At 44.9% G+C, this 25,518-nt stretch carries 26 protein-coding genes and 1 other annotated feature; all 26 genes read right to left on the reverse strand.

From position 1 onward, the window contains the following. Positions 1–108 precede the first annotated feature (108 nt). A complete protein-coding gene (locus tag GRQ40_RS13855; RefSeq protein ID WP_159720200.1) occupies positions 109–5,745 on the reverse strand; it encodes a DNRLRE domain-containing protein in 5,637 nt (1,878 codons plus the stop codon). Positions 5,746–5,986: 241 nt separating this feature from the next. After that, entirely contained in the window at positions 5,987–6,835 is an 849-nt protein-coding gene (gene pheA, locus GRQ40_RS13860; RefSeq protein ID WP_044742996.1) for a prephenate dehydratase, read from the reverse strand. A 20-nt stretch (positions 6,836–6,855) separates the two neighbouring features. After that, complete coding sequence (locus GRQ40_RS13865; RefSeq protein ID WP_044742997.1) at positions 6,856–7,251, reverse strand: ACT domain-containing protein; 396 nt, start codon at positions 7,249–7,251, stop codon at positions 6,856–6,858. Between the two features lie 78 nt (positions 7,252–7,329). After that, positions 7,330–8,616, reverse strand: a complete 1,287-nt coding sequence (gene obgE, locus GRQ40_RS13870) for a GTPase ObgE (protein ID WP_066146176.1) — start codon at positions 8,614–8,616, stop codon at positions 7,330–7,332. A 16-nt stretch (positions 8,617–8,632) separates the two neighbouring features. Next, positions 8,633–9,184, reverse strand: a complete 552-nt coding sequence (locus GRQ40_RS13875; protein ID WP_044742902.1) for a sporulation initiation phosphotransferase B — start codon at positions 9,182–9,184, stop codon at positions 8,633–8,635. A gap of 218 nt (positions 9,185–9,402) precedes the next feature. After that, the gene (gene rpmA, locus GRQ40_RS13880) at positions 9,403–9,693 is read right to left on the reverse strand and encodes a 50S ribosomal protein L27 (protein ID WP_044742903.1); all 291 of its coding nucleotides are present in this window, start codon (positions 9,691–9,693) and stop codon (positions 9,403–9,405) included. 5 nt (positions 9,694–9,698) lie between these two features. After that, complete coding sequence (locus GRQ40_RS13885) at positions 9,699–10,040, reverse strand: ribosomal-processing cysteine protease Prp (RefSeq protein WP_044742904.1); 342 nt, start codon at positions 10,038–10,040, stop codon at positions 9,699–9,701. 10 nt (positions 10,041–10,050) lie between these two features. Then, positions 10,051–10,359, reverse strand: a complete 309-nt coding sequence (gene rplU / locus GRQ40_RS13890) for a 50S ribosomal protein L21 (protein WP_027409453.1) — start codon at positions 10,357–10,359, stop codon at positions 10,051–10,053. Between the two features lie 14 nt (positions 10,360–10,373). Further along, positions 10,374–10,453 (reverse strand) — a sequence feature (ribosomal protein L21 leader region). Positions 10,454–10,666: 213 nt separating this feature from the next. After that, the gene (locus GRQ40_RS13895) at positions 10,667–11,530 is read right to left on the reverse strand and encodes a M50 family metallopeptidase (protein ID WP_159720201.1); all 864 of its coding nucleotides are present in this window, start codon (positions 11,528–11,530) and stop codon (positions 10,667–10,669) included. Next, positions 11,523–12,290: a M23 family metallopeptidase gene (locus tag GRQ40_RS13900; RefSeq protein ID WP_044742906.1), complete on the reverse strand. Its 768-nt coding sequence runs from the start codon at positions 12,288–12,290 to the stop codon at positions 11,523–11,525. The genes GRQ40_RS13895 and GRQ40_RS13900 overlap by 8 nt, the downstream gene beginning before the upstream one ends. Positions 12,291–12,411: 121 nt before the next feature. After that, a complete protein-coding gene (gene minD, locus GRQ40_RS13905; RefSeq protein ID WP_044742907.1) occupies positions 12,412–13,215 on the reverse strand; it encodes a septum site-determining protein MinD in 804 nt (267 codons plus the stop codon). Positions 13,216–13,217: 2 nt separating this feature from the next. After that, complete coding sequence (minC, locus tag GRQ40_RS13910) at positions 13,218–13,871, reverse strand: septum site-determining protein MinC (RefSeq protein WP_221212047.1); 654 nt, start codon at positions 13,869–13,871, stop codon at positions 13,218–13,220. 78 nt (positions 13,872–13,949) lie between these two features. Next, entirely contained in the window at positions 13,950–14,468 is a 519-nt protein-coding gene (gene mreD / locus GRQ40_RS13915) for a rod shape-determining protein MreD (protein WP_044742909.1), read from the reverse strand. Continuing rightward, positions 14,465–15,331 carry a rod shape-determining protein MreC gene (mreC, locus tag GRQ40_RS13920; RefSeq protein WP_080862139.1) on the reverse strand — a complete coding sequence of 289 codons (867 nt, stop codon included), beginning with the start codon at positions 15,329–15,331 and terminating at the stop codon, positions 14,465–14,467. The genes mreD and mreC overlap by 4 nt, the downstream gene beginning before the upstream one ends. Positions 15,332–15,349: 18 nt before the next feature. Further along, positions 15,350–16,372 (reverse strand): rod shape-determining protein, encoded by a 1,023-nt coding sequence (locus tag GRQ40_RS13925; protein WP_044742911.1) that lies wholly within the window; start codon positions 16,370–16,372, stop codon positions 15,350–15,352. Positions 16,373–16,514: 142 nt separating this feature from the next. After that, positions 16,515–17,195 carry a RadC family protein gene (radC, locus tag GRQ40_RS13930; protein WP_066146189.1) on the reverse strand — a complete coding sequence of 227 codons (681 nt, stop codon included), beginning with the start codon at positions 17,193–17,195 and terminating at the stop codon, positions 16,515–16,517. 6 nt (positions 17,196–17,201) lie between these two features. Further along, entirely contained in the window at positions 17,202–17,783 is a 582-nt protein-coding gene (locus tag GRQ40_RS13935; RefSeq protein ID WP_159720202.1) for a Maf family protein, read from the reverse strand. Between the two features lie 312 nt (positions 17,784–18,095). Continuing rightward, positions 18,096–18,986 (reverse strand): hypothetical protein, encoded by an 891-nt coding sequence (locus GRQ40_RS13940; RefSeq protein ID WP_159720203.1) that lies wholly within the window; start codon positions 18,984–18,986, stop codon positions 18,096–18,098. A gap of 110 nt (positions 18,987–19,096) precedes the next feature. Then, positions 19,097–19,582 carry a type II secretion system protein gene (locus tag GRQ40_RS13945; RefSeq protein ID WP_236546341.1) on the reverse strand — a complete coding sequence of 162 codons (486 nt, stop codon included), beginning with the start codon at positions 19,580–19,582 and terminating at the stop codon, positions 19,097–19,099. Next, entirely contained in the window at positions 19,569–20,336 is a 768-nt protein-coding gene (locus GRQ40_RS13950) for a pilus assembly protein PilO (protein ID WP_159720204.1), read from the reverse strand. The genes GRQ40_RS13945 and GRQ40_RS13950 overlap by 14 nt, the downstream gene beginning before the upstream one ends. Further along, complete coding sequence (locus GRQ40_RS13955) at positions 20,333–20,956, reverse strand: PilN domain-containing protein (protein WP_159720205.1); 624 nt, start codon at positions 20,954–20,956, stop codon at positions 20,333–20,335. The genes GRQ40_RS13950 and GRQ40_RS13955 overlap by 4 nt, the downstream gene beginning before the upstream one ends. Next, positions 20,940–21,908: a type IV pilus biogenesis protein PilM gene (pilM, locus tag GRQ40_RS13960; protein ID WP_159720206.1), complete on the reverse strand. Its 969-nt coding sequence runs from the start codon at positions 21,906–21,908 to the stop codon at positions 20,940–20,942. Before pilM ends, GRQ40_RS13955 begins: the two co-directional genes overlap by 17 nt. Positions 21,909–21,925: 17 nt before the next feature. Then, the gene (locus tag GRQ40_RS13965; RefSeq protein ID WP_159720207.1) at positions 21,926–22,693 is read right to left on the reverse strand and encodes a prepilin peptidase; all 768 of its coding nucleotides are present in this window, start codon (positions 22,691–22,693) and stop codon (positions 21,926–21,928) included. A gap of 29 nt (positions 22,694–22,722) precedes the next feature. Next, positions 22,723–23,172, reverse strand: coding sequence for a prepilin-type N-terminal cleavage/methylation domain-containing protein (locus tag GRQ40_RS13970; RefSeq protein WP_159720208.1), 450 nt, complete (start codon positions 23,170–23,172; stop codon positions 22,723–22,725). A gap of 88 nt (positions 23,173–23,260) precedes the next feature. Then, on the reverse strand, positions 23,261–24,472 hold the full coding sequence (locus GRQ40_RS13975; protein ID WP_159720209.1) for a type II secretion system F family protein: 1,212 nt from the start codon (positions 24,470–24,472) through the stop codon (positions 23,261–23,263). A 1-nt stretch (position 24,473) separates the two neighbouring features. Continuing rightward, positions 24,474–25,517: a type IV pilus twitching motility protein PilT gene (locus tag GRQ40_RS13980; RefSeq protein WP_044742922.1), complete on the reverse strand. Its 1,044-nt coding sequence runs from the start codon at positions 25,515–25,517 to the stop codon at positions 24,474–24,476. Between the last annotated feature and the right edge of the window lies 1 nt (position 25,518).

Below are 25,518 nucleotides of genomic sequence, written 5' to 3' on the forward strand. Positions count from 1 at the left end.
ATTCGGGGTCAACGCGCATTGACACCCTGTACTATACCAAGGGGACTTTTTTTATCAAACCTCAAATTTCCTCATTACAGGAATGCTCCTTTATATAATTAAAATATCTTACTTTAATTTCTTTAAAAAATCTAGATATCCTTTAGCCTTATTCCAAATAGCGTCAACTAGCCCAGACCATGTGATAGGGTCTCCACCTGCTACTTGCAATAATATATATTCTTTTGCCGCATATGTGACATCCCAGGCAAACTGACCTGCTTTAGCTATTTGAGACTTGGTCATATAACTAGTTATTCCTCTACCATATATACCTATTAAACCCCCCGTAACAAATAACTTACCGAATTTTTTCCAATCAAATTTATTTATCCACGCACTCCGATTAAATTTATATTTTTTATAAAAGTCCCAAACCATTTGCCAAGTTGCATTTGCGCCTCCACTTAGAAACGACAATACAATCCATGCATAGTTTCCATTTGGATCCACATACATTACCGGATTATTTTTCGTATACGCATACTGATTCAAACTTTGCGGCTCATTTTCAAACCCATGGAACGTATCTCTTGTAATAAACCGTCCCATATTCGCATCATAATACCGCGCCATTAGGTAGTATAGCCCGGTTTCCTCATCGTAATAATAACCGGCATAACGGTATGGGTTCGCTGTTGCCAGCGCGCCGGTTTTAGACAGAATGTTGCCCCATGCGTCATATTGGTATTGCGCGACGACATTTCCGCTTGCATCCGTCAATGCGACGACATCTCCATGGCCGTTTACATGATAGTAGTAAGTCACTCCGCCTTTCGTCATCGTGACCGGGCGGCCCAATGCGTCCCACGTATATTCCGCTGCGATGTTGTTGTTGGCATCTGTTTCATACAACAAGCGAATCGAGTCGCCATCGTAGTGATAGTAAGTCGTACCGCTTGATGTTGTTTTGTTGATGCGTCTTCCTTGATGGTCATACGTATAGGTTGCGATCGTAGCGCCGGATGCGTTTTTTACTTGAATGAGACGGTTTTCGTTATCATACACAAACGTCTTGTTGCCGTTGTTCGTTAAATTCCCGTTCACGTCATATGTGTATGCCTGTCCGTTAACGGCTGTTAATTGGTCCGCAGCATCATACGTATACGTGGTCGTTGTCGTAGTCGTTCCATTGTTGACGATTTTCTTCGTCCGGTTGCCAACCGCATCATATTCATACGTAATCGCTGTTCCATCCGCTAGTGTTTCCTTTGTCAGCTGATTCAATGCATCATACTGATACGTAATCGTGCCATCTTTTGTTTCTACAGTCGTAATATTGCCGTTGGCATCGTAATTGTAGAGGAAGTAGTTTAAAACATTTCCGTTTGCACCGAAGTTTTTCAGTGATTTTAGCTGATTGGCATCGTTATACTCATAAGCGGTATAAGTTCCATTGGCATGGATGATGGACGAAATATTTCCGCGCTCATCGTACGTAAATCTCGCTAAATTCGCGCTGTTTCTTGACAAGACGACTAACTGGTCCAATGGATTATAGCTGTATCCGATCGTATCAGTCGTTGTACCAGCCGTAATGGATGTCGATGTAACATTTCCATTATCGTCATAACCGTAGGCAATGGCGTTCGATGATCCTTTGCTGATGCGAGTCAGACGGTTGTTTTTATCGTATGTGTACGTGGTCGCATTTCCATTGGCATCCGTCACCGACGTCACGTTGCCATTGGCATCGTAATGGAACGTCCATTTTGTTGTCCCGTTGTAAGCAACGGCAACGAGTCGGTTCAGCGCGTTGTAGCTATAGGATACGCGATCCCCGGTTGCATACGTAACCCCTGTAAGATTGCCGTTTTTATCATAAGCAAAGGATGTCGTTTGATTTAACGGGTTCTTGAAACTAGAGATTTGGTTCCATTCATTATACGTATAGTTGGTTGTATAATTCTTTGCATTAGTGACCGATGTTCGATTTCCCACACCGTCGTAACCATAGGTAGTCACATTTCCGTTTGGGTCGGTGACTTTGGTTAATTGGTTATTGTTGTTATATTCGTAAGAAGTCGTTTTTCCTTTTCCATCTGTGACGCTCGTTTGGTTTCCGATAGCATCGTATGTGTAAGAAACCGTATTTCCTGCCGGATCGGTGACTTTGGTGACGTAGTTTTTCTTTGCATCATACGTGTACGACGTCAGAGAAGCTCCTACTTCTAGACGCATTGCATCAAACCATGCTGTGCCCGTTTGATTATAATAGTAATAATACACGTCAATGTAATCGAATGCCTGTTTCGGCTTCACTTCCGCGGCAACATGCTGCCAATCGGTCTTCATCTTATCGAAATCGTTGGCGTAGTCCCAGTCTGTTGTACCATTCGTATAGTGGATCGCTACTTGCAAGCTATAGTAACCGCCGTTTGGATTGGCTCCTTCCTGTTTGGACCATCCAGACAACGTAAGTTTGGTGTTGCTGTCGCCGGAAATATTGATTCGTTGTTTAATATATTTATTTTTCCCAGACTCTCCCGTGATTTTAAATGACTTGCTTCCGACATATATATTCGCAACTGTTGTATCTAGTCCATCATTTGCTGATAAGTTGCCGCTTGTTGTCCAACTGTCAGGAATTCCATCACTATTAACATCTCGCTCAAAGCTTGAATTATCTACAAGATTATAGGCGCTGACAACCGTTCCTTTCTCTAGTTGGATCCCATCGAAATAAGCAGTTCCAGAACCAGCGTTTATACCGACAGATACTCGAATCGTCCGAGTTCCCGATGGAGCATTATCCGCTACAACATGAAATCGGGTCCAGTCGTTCGTTCCTGCCAACCCATAAGAAATTTTTTGATTTAACCAGTTTCCTTGTGCATCAAAATATTCAACTTTTATAAGGGCCTGTGCAGACATGGACGATGTTTTTACATAACCGCTTGCCACATAAATTCCACCATCATACGGCTGCTTATCAGAACTAACAATTGCCCATCCAGTTGAATTGGAAATACTAATCCCTTTATTCCCAAATTTGCTTGTTGCGGTCCAACTGAATGTAGCGGTTTTCCCTGATTCTACCGCCTTTGTCCAGTTATCTGGCCAATTATCCGCATTATTATCCAATTCGAAGCTAGAGTTACTTACCAAGTTATCGGCTGATGACATTGGATACGTCGAATACTGCAAATTTCCCACATTATCGTATCGTTGCGAAACTGATTGCGTATAAGGATCAATCGCTTCGGTTTGATTATTATTTTGGTCATAATCAAAGGTGCTGACGTTGCTGTTAAAATCCTGCTCTTTGATAAGATTGTTTTGTAAATCATACGTATATTGTGCGGACTGATTTTCCGGCAATTGAACGCTAACGATATTTCCTTTTTCGTCATATTGATAAATGAACGCTGCGGTTCCGTTTGCCTTATTTTCATTTGGTTCTATCACTCGGGTTAAATTATTGTTATTATCATAATCAAATGTGGTTACAGCTTTGTTTTGAGCATCTAAAGGATTTTCTGTGATTTGAATAATATTGCCGTTAGCGTTGTACGTATAATCTATCCGTCTCCCTTCTCCATCTGTAACCGACGTAACACTATTGGTTTTGTCATAGGAATAATTGGTAATACTCGTTGCAGGCGTGCCGTTAATCGTAATAGGGCGTTCAATACTTTTTACGCGGTCCGATGTATCATAGCCAATTGTCGTCATAATATTTCGAGCATTTTTAATACTTGTTAGATTATGATCTGAATCATACGTAAAAATGGTCGCATTTCCTTGAGCATCCCTGACTTTGGTTAGGTTACCGAAAGTATCATACTCATAAGAGATGGTTCTATTTGCCGGGTCGGTGATACTTGATACATATCCATTTGTTCCATAGGAAATGGTGGTCGTTCTTGCTGATGCATCTGTAATTAAAGCTAATTTTCCGTTTGCATTATAATTCAATGTAGTTGTGTTCCCGTTTGTATCAACAATGCGAGAAAGTTTTCCATTTGCATTGAAATAAAGTTTTGTACCGTCCGTTTTTGTTACTGTATAAGTGCCGTCTCCATTCTTGATTAGATCAAGATAGACACCACCAGCAGCTTCGTATCCCCCACCCACTTTTTCACCAAAAATATGACGAGTATTATCTCCATCAACAAACGTAATGGGGCCATTGCTTGCATCCCAAATGTTCATTTCGACATTAGACATCCAACCATAACCAAACATTCCATTTGTTCCGGACTTTCGACTATTGTATGTTCTTGTAACTTCAACATCTTCACCCAGACCAGAAATAGCAAGATCCGTTGTTTGTAAAACAAAGTTTCCGTTTGCTGGATTCACCCCATCTTTAGTGGTCGTCCAGAAAGATTCTTGGCCGATTGGCTCTACCCAATAGTTAATCGTGATGCGTGGAGTATTAACACTGCTATTTACCGTATTGAATGCGCGATAGGGAGAAGACGATTCGTTTTGTTGTTTTAACATCAATCCGTAGTTTGGCTGAATGCCATTGTACCAGTCCTTAACTAACTGAGTGATGTCCCAACTCCAGTACGCATTGGCTGTATTGTTTGTTGTTGTTGATTCTTTTGTACTTCGAACAGAAGGTTGATTATTCCAAGTAACAGAAGAAGACCAGTTACTTGTGATCCGATATAAATCAATGGACACTTGTTGACCATCAGCATTTGTTTGATATGCATTAAATGTCGCATTGGAAATCACGCTATCACTTGGAAGACTTGGAAGGTAAAATCTCACTAAAGCACGAGTCATGCCGAAATAACTGCTGTATCCTGTATTCATGTATGTGTTACTCGAGTAAATTGAGTCAGGATAATTGCTTGCAATAAAATTATCACGTAAAACATCCCAATCATTAATCGTAGGATCAATTGTTACTGGGTATGTTGTATCCGGATCCTGCAAAAAATTTTCATCCGCTATAACATCTACATAAGTTTTACCATTTTCCTGGCGCAAATGAAAAGCAACTTGGTCCGAATACTTATTATTTGCATCAAACATATATGGCTTTTCAAAATACCATTGAGGGTTCCCTTTGGCATCCTCAAAAACGATGGTGCCATCTTTTTTAGCAACAGCAGTCAATCCTTTTAATTTAATCTCAAAAGTAAATGCATTATTGGAAGGCTTATTGTTCAGAATAATATCTTCTTTGACAGCATTTCCTTGAATACGGTATCGCACATCTGTTTGTTCAAATAATCCCTTATAAGTAATTTCATTATTTTTGACAATTCCTTGTACATTTTTATCATTAATCGGAATAAGTGAAAGTTTTTTATCGTTTTCTGCAATAGAAACAAGTTCAGCTTGATTAGAATGTTCTGCAAATGCAGCTTTAAAGACATTAGCTGTAGTTTCAAATTGGTTTGTTTTATTTGCTTTTAGATTGTTATTAATTTTTTTCCATTTTTTATCAAGAGGATCTTGATAAAATTGAGGTTGTAGATATATCTCTTCTGTAAAACTTCCATCTGGATTCAAGTATCGAGTTGAGTACTTGGTTCGCTTGCTTTCTAATTCCAATTTTGTTTTTGGCCGTTTGTCAGGAAGATCACCAAGTTGAGCTTCAATCTTTTGTTTTTTCGTCATCACTCGATCTGACTTTCCAAGAGCAGCCTGAGTAAACGATGGAGCAATAGAACTAAAAATTAAGCAAAAGGAAAGAATCACAGCCATATAGCACTTATAGCGAAATCCCCGTTTCCTTGCCATCTTATTGTCTTCCTTTCATCATTTTCTAATCATCCGGATGACAATAAAATTATAGCAACGCCATATAGAAATTTAGAATAATCCAAATAATGTAATTTTACAAACATCTACTGTCACATACTTCTTTCTACCTTTAAACACCATGTAGGATGAAAATATTCATAAGAGATTCTCTTAATAGTCAAGCAACATCTAATACATAAAACACCCCCAGCCGCATTTTACGCAGCTGGGGGGATTCTTAAATGATATAGTAGGGATAGCTTCCCAATACTTGCACCGTGCAGTCGAGCGCCTCAAGCTCAGCGATGGCTCCGGGGATGAGGATATCATCCATTTTTTGATCGATGTCGATAATAAAAAAATAGTTTCCTAAGCCCGTTTTCGCTGGACGCGATTCGATTTTCGTTAAATTTAGACGGCGCCAGGCAAAGGCGGACAGCACTTGGTGCAGGGCGCCGGCTTGATCTTTCGGCAATGCGATCATCAGCGTTGTTTTATCGCCCGCATACAGCGGTGATTGCAGTGGCAACGCTTCATTCTGCCGACGGACGACAATAAATCTTGTATGATTATAATCGTAGTCGTGAATATTTTCACGTACGATGGTTAAACCATATTCTTCCGCGGCCAATCGATTGGCAATCGCCGCGATTGGAAGATGCGGATTTTGGCTGACGAATTGAGCGGCAGCGCTCGTTGACGTCATATACACATATTTTGCTTTTTTAAAATTTTGATGCAAAAATTTATGGCATTGTGCAATCGCGTGAGAATGTGAGTAAATTTCTTGTACGTCACTCCACATATGTGCATGATAGGGATGCACCATTAAATGCTGCTGAATCGGCGCGATAATTTCCCCGACAATCGGCAGCGGCTGTTCATGAATCAAATAATCCACCGTCAAATTGACCGAGCCTTCGATCGTATTTTCAAGCGGAACGACTCCTAGCTCCACTTCTTGGCTGCTGACCGCATCAATGCACTCCGGAATCGTATCATATGCGATTTTTTCGGCAGCGGGAAATAGAGTGGTTACCGCTAAATCCGTAAAAGTCGCTTTTGGTCCTAAATAGCCAATTTTCATCATTCGCCTCTCCCCTGATTCTAATAAGCGCCTGACCCGACAATTTCCACCTTTTCAACAAACTCGAGATGGCGCAATTTTGCCAATAAATTCTCGATGTCCTCATTCATATCGTTAGTGCTAATTGACATTGTCACGTTGGCACGGCCCTGCAGCGGAATCGTCTGGTGAATCGTCAGCACATTGCAGCCGGCCGCCGCAACGACACTGAGCAGCTTGGATAGCGTGCCCGAACGATCTTCAAGATGGAAAAACAATGTAACGATGCTTTCTTTCACAACAGCTTGAAATGGAAATACCGCATCGCGGTATTTGTAAAATACGCTGCGGCTCACATCAACCAGCTGGACGGCTTCCGCTATCGAGTCGACTTTTTTCCGTTCCAATAACTCCTTTGCCTGCAATACTTTTCGCATGGCTTCCGGCAGCACATCTTCCCGCACTAAATAAAATTTCTTATCTAACTTATCCAACGGACTGCATCCTCCGCTTCTTTAATCGATAAATTCGAATTCGTAATCGAGCAATTTCACAATGTCGCCATCTTTTGCCCCGCGTTCGCGCAAAGCGTCGTCCACTCCGAGTGAACGCAATTGCCGCGCAAAGCGACGCACAGATTCATCTCGTGAAAAATCGGTCATCTTAAACAGCTTTTCGATTTTCTCTCCCGATACGATAAACGTGCCATCACTGTCGCGCGTAATCGTAAATGCTGGCGCCTCCTTCTCCAATGTATAAACAACGCGCTGGACGGCTGGCTCTTCCGTTTCATGAAGCGGAAATTCCGGTGTCGTTTCTAAAAGATCGGCAATGGCAAATAATAAATCGCGCAATCCTTGCCGTGTAATCGCGGAAATTGGAAAAATCGGCACCTCTTCTGGCAGCTTTTCTTTAAAAGCTTGCAAGTTTTCTTCGGCATTCGGCATGTCTATTTTATTGGCGACAATGATTTGCGGCCGTTCGGTCAACCGCAAATTATATTGCTTGAGCTCCTCATTAATAATAACATAATCCTCATACGGATTGCGGCCCTCTATCGCTGCCATATCAATGACATGAACAATAACACGGGTTCGCTCAATATGGCGCAAAAACTGGTGGCCAAGTCCGACTCCTTGATGGGCCCCCTCAATCAGCCCCGGTAGATCGGCCATCACAAAACTGCGGCCGTCGTCTGTTTCAACTACCCCTAAATTCGGAACGAGGGTCGTAAAATGATAATCGGCAATTTTCGGTTTGGCAGCCGAGACGACTGAAAGCAAAGTGGATTTTCCGACGCTCGGAAATCCTACGAGTCCCACATCAGCGAGCAGCTTCAGCTCAAGAATCACATCGCGCTCTTCTCCCGGCTCGCCATTTTCGGCAATTTCTGGCGCCGGATTAGCAGGAGTGGCAAAGCGCATATTCCCGCGCCCGCCGCGCCCGCCTTTCGCGACGACAAAACGTTGGCCGTGTTCTGTTAAATCAGCAAGCACTTGCTTCGTTTCCGCCTCCATCACAACCGTTCCCGGCGGCACTTTGACCACTAAATCCTCCGCATTTTTTCCGTGCTGTCCCTTCGACATCCCGTTTTCACCTTTGGCTGCTTTAAAATGGCGCTGATAACGAAAATCCATAAGCGTACGGAGCCCTTCGTCTACCACAAATACAACATCGCCGCCTTTGCCGCCGTCTCCTCCGGCCGGTCCGCCTTTTGGTACATATTTCTCGCGGCGAAATGCAACCATTCCATTTCCTCCGTCGCCGCCTTTCACATAAATCTTTACTTGATCGACAAACATGCTGCTTTCCTCCGATCTATCCTTGATGCTTACGTGCAATTTTAATCGCTACGGTCATTTCATCTTTATGTATAGAAAATTGCTCTAAACATAGGGAAGCTCCGCGTTCATGAGTGTTGAGCCATTCCATAAACGCGTTCTCATCGCTTATTGTGCCACTGTAGTCAAAAAACAACCGCACTTCCGCGTCGAATGCTTCAATCGAAATCTCTAAATGGCTTTCACGATTCATATCGGCTTGCTGTTCCATCACCTGTAAAAACGCTCGACACCACTCGGTAAGCTCGCTGTCATGTGCCGATAAATCACAGCCGTCCCCGAGCACTTCATACGATATGGAAATTTTCTTCGCTTCCCAATTATAAGTCATTAATAGTTCTGCAAACTGCTTCGCCCCTAAATTTGTGAGTTTCGTCTCATGCTGCATGTCCCGAACGATTTCTTCAATAATCTCATGGACTCTCTCTATTTTATTCAATGCCAAATTCCCTTTAATCAACTGGATTTTATTCAGCCAATCATGCCGGGAATGGCGTAACGCATCTAATATGCTCCATTTTTCCTTCATTGGTGGCGCTCCTACCCATTTATTTTTAGTTAAATTATACCAAATAGCAAATAAAACAGCTAGTGGCGAAATAAAAAGCAGAGGCCGATCGGCTAGGAGATTTTTTTACGGCAATAAACCCGCCTGGCATAACCTTTATCGCTTTGGACGGGCTGTTTCAAACCGGGGCAAAAAGAAAACCCTAACCAAAAGCGGTTAGAGTTTTCAAACCTTGTTTGTTATGCTTCTTGTGTTACTGGGTATACGCTCACTTTTTTGCGATCACGGCCCAAACGCTCGAAACGAACGATGCCGTCTACTTTCGCATAAAGTGTATCGTCGCCACCGCGGCCAACATTCAAGCCTGGATAAATTTTTGTACCGCGTTGACGGTAAAGGATCGAACCGCCTGTTACGAATTGGCCGTCCGCACGCTTCGCGCCAAGACGCTTCGCGATGGAGTCACGACCGTTTTTCGTTGAACCTACTCCTTTTTTCGATGCGAAAAATTGAAGGTCAAGTCTTAGCATTAGTTTCACCTCCTATGTTTATCGACAACCCGGATATACTTTCCGTAATCTCTTTCAATCGTTTGTAATGAAACGAGCATCGCTTCAAGGAGAAGCTGTACGTTCGCAGCAACGCGAACATCCTCAATATCAGGAAGCTCGCAGCGAAGATATCCGCCTTTGTCTCCTTGAGTAATATGCGGCTTGATCTTCGTCAACGCTTCAATCGCGTTGATCGCTCCGATGGAAACCGCCGATGCCCCAGCACAAACGATATCTTGTCCACGCTTTGCGAAATGAGCGTGGCCGCTCATCGTAAAGCTCTTAATGTTCCCTTCGTCTGTGCGTTCAATTTCTACGTGTATCATCGTCGACGCCTTACGCGTTAATTTTTTCGATCACTACTTTTGTGTAAGGTTGACGGTGGCCTTGTTTACGACGATAGTTCTTTTTCGGTTTGTACTTAAACACGATGATTTTCTTTTGGCGGCCATGCTTTTGAACTTTAGCTGTTACCGTTGCGCCTTCTACTGTAGGATTGCCAACCTTTACAGTTTCACCGCCTACAAGCAACACTTTGTCAAAAGTAACCGTTTCGCCTTCCGCTACATCAAGCTTTTCGATGTAGATTTCTTGGCCTTCTTGAACTTTAATTTGTTTACCGCCAGTTTCAATAATTGCGTACATTGTTGCACCTCCTAACATAGACTCAGACTCGCCAGCACGAGGCGTTTCGCCAATGCGAACACTTCCAACCTGCGCTGAGCGGTTGTAGCATGGGTGCCTTTCAAAACGACTTTTGCACCAAATCTTGCCGCTTTTGATGCGCGCAAAATTTTCTACAACATGAGAATAGTACCACAAGAAAATGACGAATGTCAATATATAAAAGCGGTCCAAAAACCGTACAGCGTCTCGCGACATCTATAAGTGGTATTCGTCAGCAACAGCCGCTTTTCTTTTGGATCCAAAAGAAAAGCGGCTGTCTTCGCATTTAGACATAGAGCAGGTTGCCAATCGCTTCATTTGTTTGCCGCTCGGCAAAAAAAGCGTGCAGCACTTCGCTTTCATCAAGAATGATTTGCTCTTTCTTATTTTTCACCACAATAATGGAATGCTTCTGACAGCGGTAAAATCTTTGCAGCACTTTTTGCACCGGCTCCGTTTCCTCTACTTTAATCGGCTGCCACTTCTGATAATCGCCTTTTTTTCCATAATAGCGCTCCAATAAAAAACGCATCAGCACATAACGCCGCTGCTTCCATTCCTTCCAAAGCGAAATGAAAAGAAAAAGCGCGATTACCCATAGATCAAGTTGGGACGGTGCAATGAAAAAAATGCCTGCGATCCATAAAAAAAGAGCGATCAATGAACCAATCACCATCTGCTTATGTGCCTTTTCAAAGGGGAAGCAACGGGTTAAAGCGAGAAACAGCAGCTTCCCGCCATCAAGCGGCCAGATAGGCAGTAAATTAACAGCACAGATTGTCACATTGTAGCGGGCCCATAGCTGCCAAGTATCATCTGATATCATCCCTGCTTCCCATATCACAAAGCCAGCCCCTAACAGCCAGATATGTTGCGCCGGACCAGCCAATGTTACAAGCAGCTCCTCGCGAAACGGCCGATTCCCGTGCTCTTCAACCTCAGCAACGCCTCCGAAAGGGAGCAATAAAATTTGTTTAATGCGCCAAGAAAAAAAAAGCGCCGTGACAGCGTGTCCAAGCTCATGAATCAATACAATACAAAATAAAAGAAGCAATTGTTGAAAATGTGCGGTAATAACGGCGATTCCTCCCATCAGCCACAGCAGCGGATGAATGTGGATTTTCATAAGCAAAGCCAGATACTTATTCAAAGGGAACCACCTGAATCGGGTCAATAAATTGATCCCCTTGCTTAATCGCAAAATAAAAAACCCCTTTTGCTTGATTCCCATCCTTCATCGCCGTTCCGACTTCTTTGCCTGCTTCAATGAAATCATATAGCTTGACCGTAATACTCCCTAAATTCCCGTACCAAGATTCACTTCCATCCGCATGCTGGACGATAACCGTTTTGCCAATTTTATCTTTATTGCCGGCAAATATTACGATTCCGTCATCCATTGCTTCTACAGGAGTGTTGACATTTGTTTCAACCATAATTCCTTGTCCATTTTTTTCGAAATTTTCGAGAACGCGCCCCGAAGCAGGAATCGCATAAGATTTCTCGCTTTTTTTCACCGTTTCTGTCTTTTTCTCGGGAAATAAAGCAAACGGCTCGCCAAATTTCTCCTCATACCACTTCGATACCGCCGCGAATTGAAATTCATGCTCCATTGTCTGCTTCACGACCGCGCGCACAGGCTCAAACGCTGCGGAAGGGTTTTTAAAGGCAATCGCTGATATGAGCACAAGACAAGCAGCGACAAATGTTTTTAATAAAAACACTTCCTTTTTAAATAACGGATGATGCGGCTCATCTGTCGGATAGCGGTCATATGTAATGACAGGTTGCCCATATCGCTCCTCATCCGATAAATCTACAAGCGGCTGATAAGAACGGTCATACTGAAGCGAACGCTGCCGCTTTCGTTTTTCGATTCGCTTCTGAATCTCTTTTGCACGCTTATTCATCCGGTTATCACCATTCCCCCACATGATCGTTTGTAACTAATGTATGAGACAACCTATGGGGTTATGCTTAAAAAAGCTAGTTTAAAAGCTGAATGATTCAGCTTTCAAACTAGCTTTCCCTTTAACGAACACCAAAAAAACGCTTGATTCGTGTAAACATGCTTTTTTGTTCTGATTCGAGCGATTGCAGCGGCACAGATTCGCCAAGAATTCTGCGCGCAATATTTCGATAGGCGATCGAGGCCTTGCTGGTTGGATCAAGAACAATCGGTTCCCCATTGTTGGACGCTTTGATGACGTTTTCATCATCGGCGATAATGCCGAGCAAATCGATGGATAGGTGCATCACAATTTCATCAATATCCAGCATATCGCCGCTTTTGACCATATGGCCGCGAATGCGGTTGATGACAAGCCGCGGCGACTTCACATGCTCTTCTTTTTCCAGCAATCCGATGATGCGGTCGGCATCGCGAACGGATGATACTTCTGGAGTTGTCACCACAATCGCTTCATCTGCTCCGGCCACCGCATTTTTAAATCCCTGCTCAATACCAGCCGGACAATCGATTAGCACATAATCATAATCTTGCTTAAGCTCTTCCACAAGCTGCTTCATCTGCTCCGGCGCCACTGCTGTTTTATCGCTTGTTTGTGCCGCAGGTAACAAATACAGCTTATCGTCAAACCGCTTATCCTTTACAAGCGCTTTTTGCACCGTGCAGCGCCCTTCTACAACATCCACTAAATCATAGATAATCCGGTTTTCAAGACCCATGACAACATCAAGATTGCGCAGTCCGATATCCGTATCAACAAGGCAGACACGTTTTCCTAATAGCGCAAGGGCCGTTCCCAAGTTAGCGGTTGTCGTTGTTTTCCCAACGCCGCCTTTTCCTGATGTAATGACGATAGCTTCTCCCACTGCTAAAATCTCCTTTCTAACCGTGTTAAAGTCGGTCGAAGATGCATAAGTAGCTGTAAGCGATCGACAACAATTTGGTCATTGTCGTCAATGTAGGCACATTCCATTTCATTTTGTTCGTCGACTTTATAATCCGGAGCGCGATTCATCACATCGCTAATGCGCAGCTGCATCGGCTTCATCACAGACGCCGCAATCACAGCCTCCTTATTGCCGTAGCATCCCGCATGCGCAATGCCTCTTAACGCTCCAAGAATAAAAATATTGCCTCCAGCAATAACCGTTCCCCCTGGATTGACATCGCCTATTAGCAGTAAATCGCCATGCACATGAAGCACTTGCCCGGAACGGACGATTTTGGCAACAGAAACGATTTCTGTTTTCTGCTTCCATTCAATCGCTTCTTCCTTCGTCATGACATTGCTGTCAATCGAAGCAACGACTAAATTCTTTTTCGCCCGGATAAGCGCGCGCAATTCTTCCTCCTGCTCCGGCGTTAAATAGCGGTTTCCAAGCTTAAGATGAACAGAAACGAGCGGTCCGTCAAAATCCTTATTCTCATTGATCATTAGCTTTTCATCCAACTCCGCAATTAAATCATCATAGGAGCACATATCATCGAGATGCAACGTCAGCCCATCTTTCGTTCCCTTCATCGTGACATATGGTTGTTTTTGCCTATTCACAACGTTCACCTCAACGAATAATTCTACAACCCCCGCCTATTTTCCTTTTCATTCTTCCCGCTCGTCACGTCCAAATTTCAGCAGCCATTGCTTTAGCGGATAAGAAAAAAGAAAAAGAAAAATGACATTGATCAGCAACGTTGGCAAAAGGCGGTGTGAATTAAATTGGTCAATCGGCATATCGGTTTTTCCAATTAGCAGTTGAATACCATAAACATAAAATTCCAGCATCATAATGGCCAGCATACTGAGAAAACAAGTAACGGCTAGATGATTATGAAAGATTTTCATAGCTTTTTCCATCACATAGGCCATTAAAGTAAACGCGAACGCGTACACTCCAAGAATTTCTGTATAAACAACATCATACAGCAGTCCGAAGATAAAACCATAAATCATTCCATAAGTTCGCGTGACATACACGGTAATCAATAAAATAAAAACAAACAGAAAACGGGGAGCAAATAAATAATCTTGATACCATTCATTTTTCGGCCATAAATCGACTAAAATGCTTTCGCTCATAAAAATCACAATGGCGAGAAAAGGAAGAAACAGCTTTTTCACTTTGCTTCCTCCTCTTCTTGCGCAGCGTCTATTTTTCGTTTGACGACAATGACATCGTCAATATCATAAAAGTTTGCAGCCGGTTTGACATACACCATTTTGGTTAAACCGTATTGGTCCGGCACGACCTCTTCCACTTCGCCGATCGGGAGACCTTCTGGAAAAATGCCGCCAAGCCCTGATGTCATGACCAATTGCTTTTTCTCAATTTTCGCATCAAATGGCACTTGTTTTAAAAGCAAGGACTTGCGTTTTTCATCATAGCCTTCAATCAAGCCGAACACACTTTCATTCTTCGTTTGGACGTAAGCGGAAATAAAGTTTTTCCGATCAATAGAGCTTAAAAGTTGAACGGTAGCTGTAAATTGTGCAGCATGCTGGACTTTTCCGATCAATCCTCCAGGCGTAATGACAGCCATATCCTTTTTCACGCCTTGCTGCTCGCCCTTATTGATAATAATTGTTTCCTGCCAGCGCTCAGGATTCCGTCCGATAACGGTCGCGTGAATGGCAACAAAATCACGCAAGCTTTCTTTTTTCTTTAAGATCGCACGAAGCTCCTCGTTTTCCTTCTTTAAAGTTTGAACTTCTGCTTCCAGCATCACATATTCTTCAAGCCGCTCTTTGAGTATCTTGTTTTCCTTGTATGTATTCTTGATGTCTTGAACATTCTCAAAGAAGCCCGCAACGAGCTGTGCGGGCTTATGGAACAAAAGCTGGACAAAACCGGTTGTATCTTTTACGAATTGCTCAGACCATGTCAACTCTTTCCGGTCTTTCAAGGAAAAACCAATCAATGCCACGAGAAAAATAATGCTGACAAGCAATAAAATCAGTCGTTTGTTTAAAAAGAATTGTGGCATGATTTACACCTCTTGCAATTAGCGATGGCTTTTCGCTTTGTTTTTAAATAGATGAATATGGTCTAACGCTTTTCCTGTCCCGATCGCAACACAATCAAGCGGATTTTCCGCTACAATCACAGGCATCTCCGTTTCCTTGCTGATGACTTTGTCAAGATTGCGCAGCAAGGCACCGCCCCCTGTCAGCACAATTCCGCGGTCCATAATATCAGCAGCCAGCTCCGGCGGCGTTTTCTCCAATGTATTTTTCACCGAATCCACAATGGCATAGACTGTGTCGCGTAGCGCTTCCGCAATTTCTTCCGCGCTGATTTCAATCGTTTTTGGCAATCCTGTTAGCAAATCGCGCCCACGGATTTCCATCGTGCCAATTCCTTCTGGGGTTCCGGCGGACCCTATTTCGACTTTAATCGCTTCCGCCGTCCGCTCCCCGATCATGAGATTGTATGTTTTGCGGATATATTGGATAATCGACTCATCCATCTCGTCTCCAGCAATTCGGATCGATTGGCTCGTAACGATCCCGCCGAGAGAAATGACCGCAACCTCTGTTGTACCGCCGCCAATGTCGACGACCATGCTTCCAGTCGGCTCCCATACCGGCAAGTTGGCGCCGATCGCTGCGGCAAATGGCTCTTCAATAGTATACGCATCACGTGCCCCAGCTTGACGCGTGGCATCAATCACCGCCCGCTCCTCAACAGCTGTGATGCCGTAGGGCACACATACCATCACATAAGGTTTTCCAGCCAAAAATCCTTTATTTTTGGTTGCTTGGTTAATGTAGTATTTCATCATAATCGCGGTCGTTTCATAATCAGCGATGACTCCGTCCTTCATTGGACGCAAAGCGACAACGTTGCCCGGAGTCCGGCCGATCATGTTTTTCGCTTCATTTCCGACTGCCACAATTTGTTTTGTGTCCTTTTGCAATGCAACGACTGACGGTTCTCTGACAACAATGCCTTTTCCTTTCACATATACAAGAGTATTGGCTGTTCCTAAGTCGATTCCAAGATCTCTTGTTCCTAATCCAAACATAATTTGTATCTTCCTTTCTGAAACGAAATGCTAATTTTTATACTCATTTTTCGATTTTATTCGTCATTCCAAATTTGTACAGCATGGCGAAGAAAAACTCATAACTGTTATTATAACTCATTCGACAAAAAAAGAGAACTACTTACATATATCCTTTTTCTTTCAAACTGATGAACTTTTGATCGCCAATGATTAAGTGGTCTAAAAGTTCGATTCCCATGATTCGGCCGCATTCGACAAGGCGTTTTGTCACTTCCACATCTTCGCGGCTCGGAGTTGGGTCTCCTGAAGGATGATTATGGGCGCAAATAATAGAAGCGGCAGATCGTTTGATCGCTTCTTTAAACACTTCGCGGGGATGGACAATAGAGGCATTCAAACTGCCGATAAACACGGTTTTTCGATGGATCACTTGGTTTTTGGTATTTAAGTAAATGGCGACAAAATGCTCTTGTGATAAAAAGCGCAGATCATCCATGAGGTATTTTGCCCCATCTTCCGGCGAACGAATCACATATCGTTCATCGTAGCTGAGCCGTCCTATCCGGCGGCCCAATTCAATGGCGGCTAAAATTTGCACCGCCTTTGCTTTGCCGATTCCTTTAATGTTGGTGATTTCTTCAATTGTTGCCTCTTTCAGCAGACGCAGCCCTTCAAAACGATGGAGCAGCCGTTGGGCAAGCTCAAGCACCGATTCAGACTTTGTTCCGGTACGCAATAAGAGCGCCAGCAGTTCCTGATTAGACAGGCTTTCCGGGCCGTTAAATAGAAGGCGTTCGCGCGGACGCGCTTCCTTTGGAACGTCACGAATCATCAGCGTCATTGCTTTTTACTCACCATTCCTTTCTTCTTGTTTCCAGTCAAGCTTTTTCAGCTCACGAATCGTTCGGGAAAGCGGAAGTCCCACAACAGAAAAATAATCTCCTACGATCTGTTTCACAAACAAAGCTCCCTTCCCTTGAATGCCGTATGCACCTGATTTATCCATCGGCTCTCCTGTTTCGATGTACTCCCAAATTTCTTCTTTTGTCATATCCCAAAACGTGACGGCTGTGCGCTCAGCAAAAACCGTTTCTTTTTCTGGTGAAAGAATCGCTACTCCTGTAAACACTTCATGAGTTTGCCCAGATAGCCTATTCAGCATCTCAAATGCTTCTTGCTTTGTTTTTGGCTTGCCCAGCGCCTGCCCTTCATGCACGACAATCGTATCTGCACCGATGACATAGGCATCTGGATGCTTCCGCTGCACTTCTTTCGCTTTTTGATAAGCAAGCGATTGAACCATTTCTTCTGGTGTTTGGTTGGCTTGGATGTGCTCATCGATTTCGCTAGCGAGGATATCAAAATGGAGGCCCGCCATATTCAGCAGTTGTTTGCGCCGAGGAGAACTTGAGGCAAGTATCAGCTTCATCTACCATCCCATCCTTTTTCTTCGTTTCAAATCGGAAGATACACCTGTATCGTACCAAAATTCACAATTCGACACAATTTTTTTATTTAAAAAGATGGGGGAGCTTCCATCGATCATTAACGCAGCCTAAAAGACGCCTGGAAAATCGGCGGCCAAAGCGGTCTGGCGACATTTGTCGCCTATTCGTATGAAAAGTCGAAAGCCAGGCAAGTCTTTGTTTTATTTTATTCGCTCATAGAACAGTGACTGCCAATCATGGCAGAACTATTTTCAAGCAAAAAAAGCGGAGAGGCTGACCCGTCCGCTTTTCTGTCATTTTAATAGATCCAGCAATTGCTGCTGCGTCTTCCATAACAAAGCATCATCCTTTTTCTCGCGATAGGCGATTAACGACAAATACGCATTCTCGATCGACTTCCATACTTGATCACTGGAGGCATCTGAAGCTTGCAGCTGTTTATATTTTTTTTGCAATGATTCCCACTGTCCATCACTCGCTTCTTTTTTCTCTAGCAATTGCACAGATAACGTCGCCAGCTCTTGATAAAATGATTGCCATGAGGAGTGTTTCACTCGCTGAACAGACATCGACTTGATATACGTATCGGCTCCCTTTTGCTTGTACAGGTCATTCAGAAGGCTAAGTGACGGCTTGTCTTTTCCCACACCAATGAATACGGATGTCGGATTTTTTCCAATTAAAACAGCTGGGAGATTAGAAGATTGCAGCTTTTGAGCATAGGCCTTTGCCGCTTTTTCGTCACTAAACACCCCTGCCTGAATGACGCTCACGGTCAATGAGGCTGACGATGTTGACGTCGGTTCCGTTGAAGAAGGGGCTGTCTTTTCTTGAGATTGTGTTTGCTCTAGCGAAATAGCCGAGCCATTATCGTCCACCGAAGCGGTTTCTTTTGGTTTAGGAATGGCATAAAGAACGACCAAGCCAAAGCTTGTCCCGACGATGACCGCTAATAAAATAGCCAAAATGGCTGATTTGGCGCGCCCATGAGTGAAGCGTCCCCATGCCGCCCGTTTCGGTTTGCTGTTTTCGCCGGAGAAAGAGGCAATCGGAGAAATGGAGAATTCCTCCTTCGTTGCACTGACCTCCGCTTCCGGCAATGGGAGGCTTGTCGATTTTTCCATCATAAATGACTGCTCTTTTCCATTGATCTTGACTTTTATTTCTTTGTCGTGCTTGTCCATGATTCTATCATCCCCGTTTCTTCCATTCTTTGCCCATCTTATCATACTGGAAACAAAAAAGAACAAGACATTTGTCGTCTTGTTCTCGAAGGTTTTCGCCAAATTTCGTTCTATCGAATATCGGTAATGAGCGAGACAGACAGCTCCTTCACCGGTATTTCCTCTTGCGTATCGCTGTAAGAGCAAAGCTGCTTTGTTTCCCCCTTTAAACAAACCGCGTACTGAAGATGGCCATCCGCGCTTTTTCGGACGAGCACATAGGAAGGATTATGGTCTGTTGACAGCACGCGGCCGGTAAACGGATCGCGAACCGGCTCAAGCACACCGTCTGCGACAAGTTGCTTATACGTCAGCATTTCAGAAGTTTCAGGCGCTAAAAATTCGACATTTCCTGCGCTGACACGAAGACGGGCGGCTTCATAAAGAGCAAACGCGTTCGAAACGAACGCCTGCTGCCGCGATTTCTCAATGATATGAAACATGACAATGACGGCAATGGACGCAACGATTCCTAAAATCACGATCACTGCCAGCAATTCTATTAACGTCATTCCCCGGTTTGCCCGCAGCAGGCGCAAATGCTTATCGTTCCTCATCGCCATCATCCGGCAGCAGTTCAGTCAATGGATTCCGCTTTCCGCTTGGGGAAGGAACGTCAAGCGGCGGTGTTTGTTTTTGCAGTTTCGCTAATCCAGGATGGTAAAAAGCGCTGATCGTCAATGAGTAGGTTAACGGCTCGGTCTGTGTGTCAATCGATGTCAGCTCTGGATTTCCCGAAAAAGATAGCGTTTCAACAGAAACGATGCGGTCAAGCTTCTCAAGCGTTTGTAAAAACCTTTCCAAATGATAGTAAGACGGGGATTGCACCGTAAGCTGAGCCGTTACTTTTTTTAATCCTTGCGGCAAAGAAGGGGCAGCAGAATCCGTTTTTTGAGCTGCCGATTGCCCCCCTGTATGGGCCTGTGTTCCATTTTCTTGCCCCTGTGCGCTATCGGCTGGCGGCTGCCCATTGACATCCGCTTCTTCATTAAAAGACATGCCGGAAATCAAACTGTCCGACAGAACCTCCGCTTTTTCTAAATCAAGGATCAGCTGCTCCACGAGCGGTTTGACGGGCACTTTTTTTTGCAGTTCAACCACGCTGGCTGTCCGGTCCGTCTGTTGCTGCTCCGCTTGCGTCTGCATCGTAGCGAGCAGCTTCTTTTCATTTTCAACCGTCGTTCTTAACTCCCCGAGGCGGCTGTAAAGCGGCTTCAACGTGTAAAAATAAAGCAGGACGACAGATGTGCCGACAAGCACCAGTGCCAAAAGCGAAACTAGCAGCTGGCGCTTCGAAAAACGGACGATCATGGTTGATTCTCCTTTTCGTCTTTTAGAGCCTCTTTATTGATTCGCAGCTCATATTGCGCAAGATAGCGAGGCGCGATTTTCTTTCCTTCGGCTGCATCCGCAGCCTCCTCTGGACTGCTGTCTGCCGATCCATTGTCTCCTTGATTGGCGGCCGCAACGCTTTTGAGTTGCACGTTTGCCACAAACGGCGCATCTGACAAACGCTTTAAATAATAAGCCGCATCTTCACTCGTATCGAACTGCACGGTGATCGATACGGTTGTGTCCTCCGAGTAGGAGAAATTCATGAGAAAGCCGCGCTCCGGCAAAAGCTTGGCCATATTTTGCAAAAGAAGGACCGTTTTCAATGGATATTGCTTTGCCCACTCCACCGTCTTTTGCAATTCTTCCACCTCTTGCACCGGTTCGGCATCAGCAAGCTTTTGCTGCTCGGCCGCTTCAAGAGCGCGCGTTTGCTTTAATTCCTGCGTAAGCTGATTCATTTCCGACTCCGCTTTTTGCACGGACCAATAAAAAAACGCGCCTGCCGCCGCGAGCACCGCAAGCAGCAATATAGCCACAATCAGAAATACGGCATTTTTCGGTTCTTTCTTTGGCAATAAATTAACGTCGATGAGCATAGTTCGTTCCCTCTTTTAATCCAAGTCCCCACGCCAAATGATAGCGCCAGTCAACGGCTGCCGCGAGCGATGGCGACAGCTGCTCGACAGGAATATCAAAACGTTCCTGCATCGACTGATAAATTTGCGGTAAATAACGATGATCCCCTGTCAATAGCAGCCGGTTAATTTGTTCCTTTCCTTGCTGAATCGAAAAGTGATAAAAGCTCATAACACGTTCAATTTCTTTATATACGTCCTCAAACGGCTGAAACATTTCCTCTATATGCACTGGAGAAGCGGACGCAGCTTCCTCAAGCGGCTCAAATAGCAGCTGGCGCATAAAAATCGGAATATGGCGGTGAAAGGCGCTAACATTCACGGCGGTTTCATCCATTTGCACGATGAGCAAATGATCGTTCTCCTCCACCTGATCCGCCGCATAAAACAAGCGGTAAACACACAGCGGCGAAACATCCGCCGCTATCGGCCGAAGCTTGACCTTTTCTAAAAGCCGGGCATAATGGGCCACGAGCTCCTCAGGGGCGGCAAACAATAAAATGGTCCACTTTTCATCCGTATGCTCTAAAATCGTGAAGTCAAACACCGGATCCTCAAACGGCAAATGAATCGTCGTTCCAAGCTCCATAAATAAATAGCCACGAATTTCATCCTCCTGCAAATCATGCGGCAGAAAAATGCGCCGAATGACAGCAACGGCATCGGGGACAACAAAGCGGATGCGGCGGTTTTTCAGCTTCCATTCCTGCACGCATTCTTCCAAAATCATTTCAAGTGTTTCCTCATCTTGTATTTTTCCGTCCTGAATCAGCCCGCTTGGAAGCTCGCGTTCGCCCCATTTATGAATGGAAAACGGATCGGAAGGCTTCGCTTCTACGTAGCGGATCACATGATCCTTGATGATCATATTCGCGATTTTATGGCGCCATTTTAAAAGCTTTAACATATCCATGCTGTTCCCCTCATCACTTAAAAGAAAATCAATTGCTTATACCATTCCACGATTTCGTGTCCAAAAAAATAAACCGTCAACGTTCCGAGCGCAATATAAGGGCCAAATGGCATCGGCTGGCCACGGCGGACTTTGCCGAGCGCCATTCCAATCAAACCGAATACCGTCCCATAAAGCGTTGAGATGAAAAACGCCAAAAGCACCATTTTCCATCCGACAACAAAGCCGATCAAGGCAAATAGCTTAATATCGCCGCCGCCCATCCCGCCACGGCTGGCAACGGCTACAAACAGCAGAACAACAAAGCCGGTGAACGCGCCAACCAGCGAATCCCACCACGGCGAAAGCGGGAGCAGGGCGCGCTCGATAAGAAAAAGAACGGCAAACACCAGTAAAATGCGATCAGGAATCATCATATAGCGAAGATCGGAAACGACGATAATCATAAACAGAGAAATGAGCGTCCAGCTCACCAACAATTCGGCCGACCATCCTAAAACAAGCGGTGAAAGCGTAAAAAGACAAGCGGTCAGCCATTCCATCAGCGGATAAAGCGGCGAAATGCGCGCGCCGCAGCCGCGGCATCTTCCCATCTGCACAAGATAAGAAACGACCGGAATCAGCTCCCAAGCCGTCAGCGTGCGCTGGCAGCTCGGACAATGCGAACGGGGCTTGACAATCGATTCCCCCACCGGCACGCGAAGACCGACAACGTTAAAGAAAGAGCCGAGGAGGAGACCAAGAGAAAAAACATAAAGATGGTCAAGTAAAATGATAATAAACATATTTATCTACTAGCTCTTTATTTTTTATTTTATTTGAGTGATACATCACTTCGTTTTAAAGTTTCCGCATCCTCGTTATCTATATACTTAAATGTGGTGGTTCCTCCTGTAGCAAGAGTGACTGTATAGCTTAAATTCCCTGTACTTGTGTCTTTTGTTACAGTCACAAAACTATTTGTGGTGTCATAATCCCCACTATCTCCAGGAGATTTCGGATTTTTCTCTAAGTATCCTCCCTCAATCAATTCTTTCATAGTAAACTTAGTTTTGGTCGTGTTTGATGAATCAGCCGTTATTGCTAGTCTCGCTGCATTTACTAGCTGTTTTGCATTAGCAATATGTGCATCTTTCTTAGAATTGTCAATAATTGCTCCAATACTCGGAATCGCAATCGCTGCGATAATTCCTAAAATGACGATGACCGCCAGCAATTCGATAAGCGTTAACCCGCGCTCGTTTTTTAACCATCGCTTTAACATATTTACCTCTCCCTTTCTTTCAATGTATAAGTCTTTCTATCTACTATTTTACAGGATTTATAAGTTCAATGGAAACAAATTCTTATGTTTATTGCTGGATATGATTAAAAATATCATACATTGGGACGATAATGGAGGTGACAATCGTTCCAACGATACCCGCCAAAAGAACGATCATCAGCGGCTCAATCAGCGATTTGAGACGGTCGGTCCCGACATCGACCTCCGCTTCGTAAAAATCAGCGACTTTGCTGAGCATGGCATCAAGAGCCCCGGTTTGTTCGCCGATCGCAATCATTTGAGTAACCAGCGGCGGAAACGCCCAATGATTTTTCATCGGTTCCGTCAGCGATTGCCCGCGCTCCAGCGCATCGCGCGCTTCTTTGACCACCTTCGCAATGACCTCGTTTTCAATCACCTTTTCCACGATCGACAGCGCCTGCAAAATGGGCACAGAGCTTGAAAACAGCGAGCTGAGCGTGCGCGTCATCCGCGCCAGCGCCGCCTTTTGCATGAGCTTCCCGAAAATCGGCAGCCGAAGCAGCGCATAATCGATATAATATTTGCTTGTTTTTCGCTTGTTTAGCGCGGAAAAAAGCACATATACTCCGACAAGCGCAAGCGCGACAAGCCACCAATACACTTGCATGACCTCGCTCGCTTTGAGCACAAATTTGGTGATCGCCGGCAGCTCGGCATGAAAATCGGCAAACATTTGCACAAATGTCGGCACAACGCCGATCAGCAAAAAAATGACAACCGCTAGGGCAATGATGGCGACCGCAATCGGATAGGCTAAAGCCGATATCATTTTTTGCCGCGTCCGATGCATTTTTTCGAAATGATCAGCAAGCCGTTCCAGCGTCTCGTCCATATTTCCGCCCGCTTCGCCCGCTCGCATCATATTGACAAACATCGGCGGAAACACGCGCGGATGCTTGGCAGTTGCCGCTGATAACGGGTTGCCGGCGCGCAGCTCTTCCTCCACATCAAGGAGCGCTTTTTTTAATAATTTGCTGTCTGTTTGGTTCGCCAAAATGTTCGTGGAATCGACGACCGACACCCCTGCTTTGAGCAGGGTGGCAAATTGCCGCAAGTAAAGGGAAAAATCCTGCAGCTTCACTTTTTGGCCAAAGGTGATTTCCTTTGTCCAAAGCGTCGCCGGCACTTCTTGAATTTCAACGACCTTCACGCCTTTTTGCCGAAGCTTCATCACAGCCTCTCGCTTCGACGGGCTCGTAATGGTTCCACTTTGCCGCTTCCCTTTGATATCGCGGCCTTGATATTGAAATTGCGGCATGTTATTCGCCCCGCTCCTCTCTCAAATACGGCTCGGCGGCCTCCTTCGCAATCATTCCCGCCTGCAGCCGCTCTCTAATGCTCGCTGCGAGCGTATGCATTCCTAATGCCCGGCTTGTCTGCATCACATTGACGATTTGGTGGACCTTCTCATTGCGAATTAAATTCGCCACCGCCGCGCTGTTCAGCAGCACTTCTGTCACAGCCACCCGCCCCGTTTTTTGCACATTCGGAAACAGACGCTGTGAAATTACTGCCACTAGAACGGACGCAAGTTGAATGCGGATTTGCGCCTGCTGCGCAGGCGGAAAGACATCGATGATGCGGTCAATCGTCGCCGGAGCATTCGACGTATGAAGCGTGCCGAGAACAAGATGGCCCGTTTCCGCTGCGGTAATCGCCGTGTGGATCGTTTCGAGATCGCGCATTTCGCCGACTAAAATCACATCCGGATCTTGGCGCAGCGCTGCGCGCAATCCGTTGGCAAAACTGTTCGTATCAAATCCGACCTCGCGCTGGTCAATAATGCAGCCGCCATGCTTATGCAAATATTCAATCGGATCTTCAAGCGTAATAATGTGCTTCCTCATCGTTTTGTTCATGTAGTCAATCATCGCCGCTAGCGTTGTCGATTTTCCGCTGCCGGTCGGTCCCGTGACCAGGACGAGCCCTTGAGGCTTGGCGGCAACCTGCTTGAGCACCTCGGGAAGCTTTAATTCATCAATCGTTGGAATTCTTGTTGGAATGATGCGAATCGCCAGCGAAATACAGGAGCGCTGTTTAAATACATTCACGCGAAAGCGGGAAACCCCGGGAATTCCATAAGAAAAATCCAACTCCCCTTGTTCTTCAAACCGCGGCCATAATGTTTCGGAAATGATCGCTTTCGCTATTCCTTCCGTATCCTCGGGACGCAGCGCTTCCTGTCCGTATCGCTTTAACTCTCCATTTATGCGTATAATGGGCGGAACGCCCACCGTTAAATGAACATCGGAGGCCTTCGCTTCAAAAGCCGTCCGCAATAAACGGTCTAATCGTTGCTTCATC

Source organism: Anoxybacillus sp. PDR2 (genome assembly GCF_009834045.1).
Taxonomy (GTDB): Bacteria; Bacillota; Bacilli; order Bacillales; family Anoxybacillaceae; genus Anoxybacteroides; species Anoxybacteroides rupiense.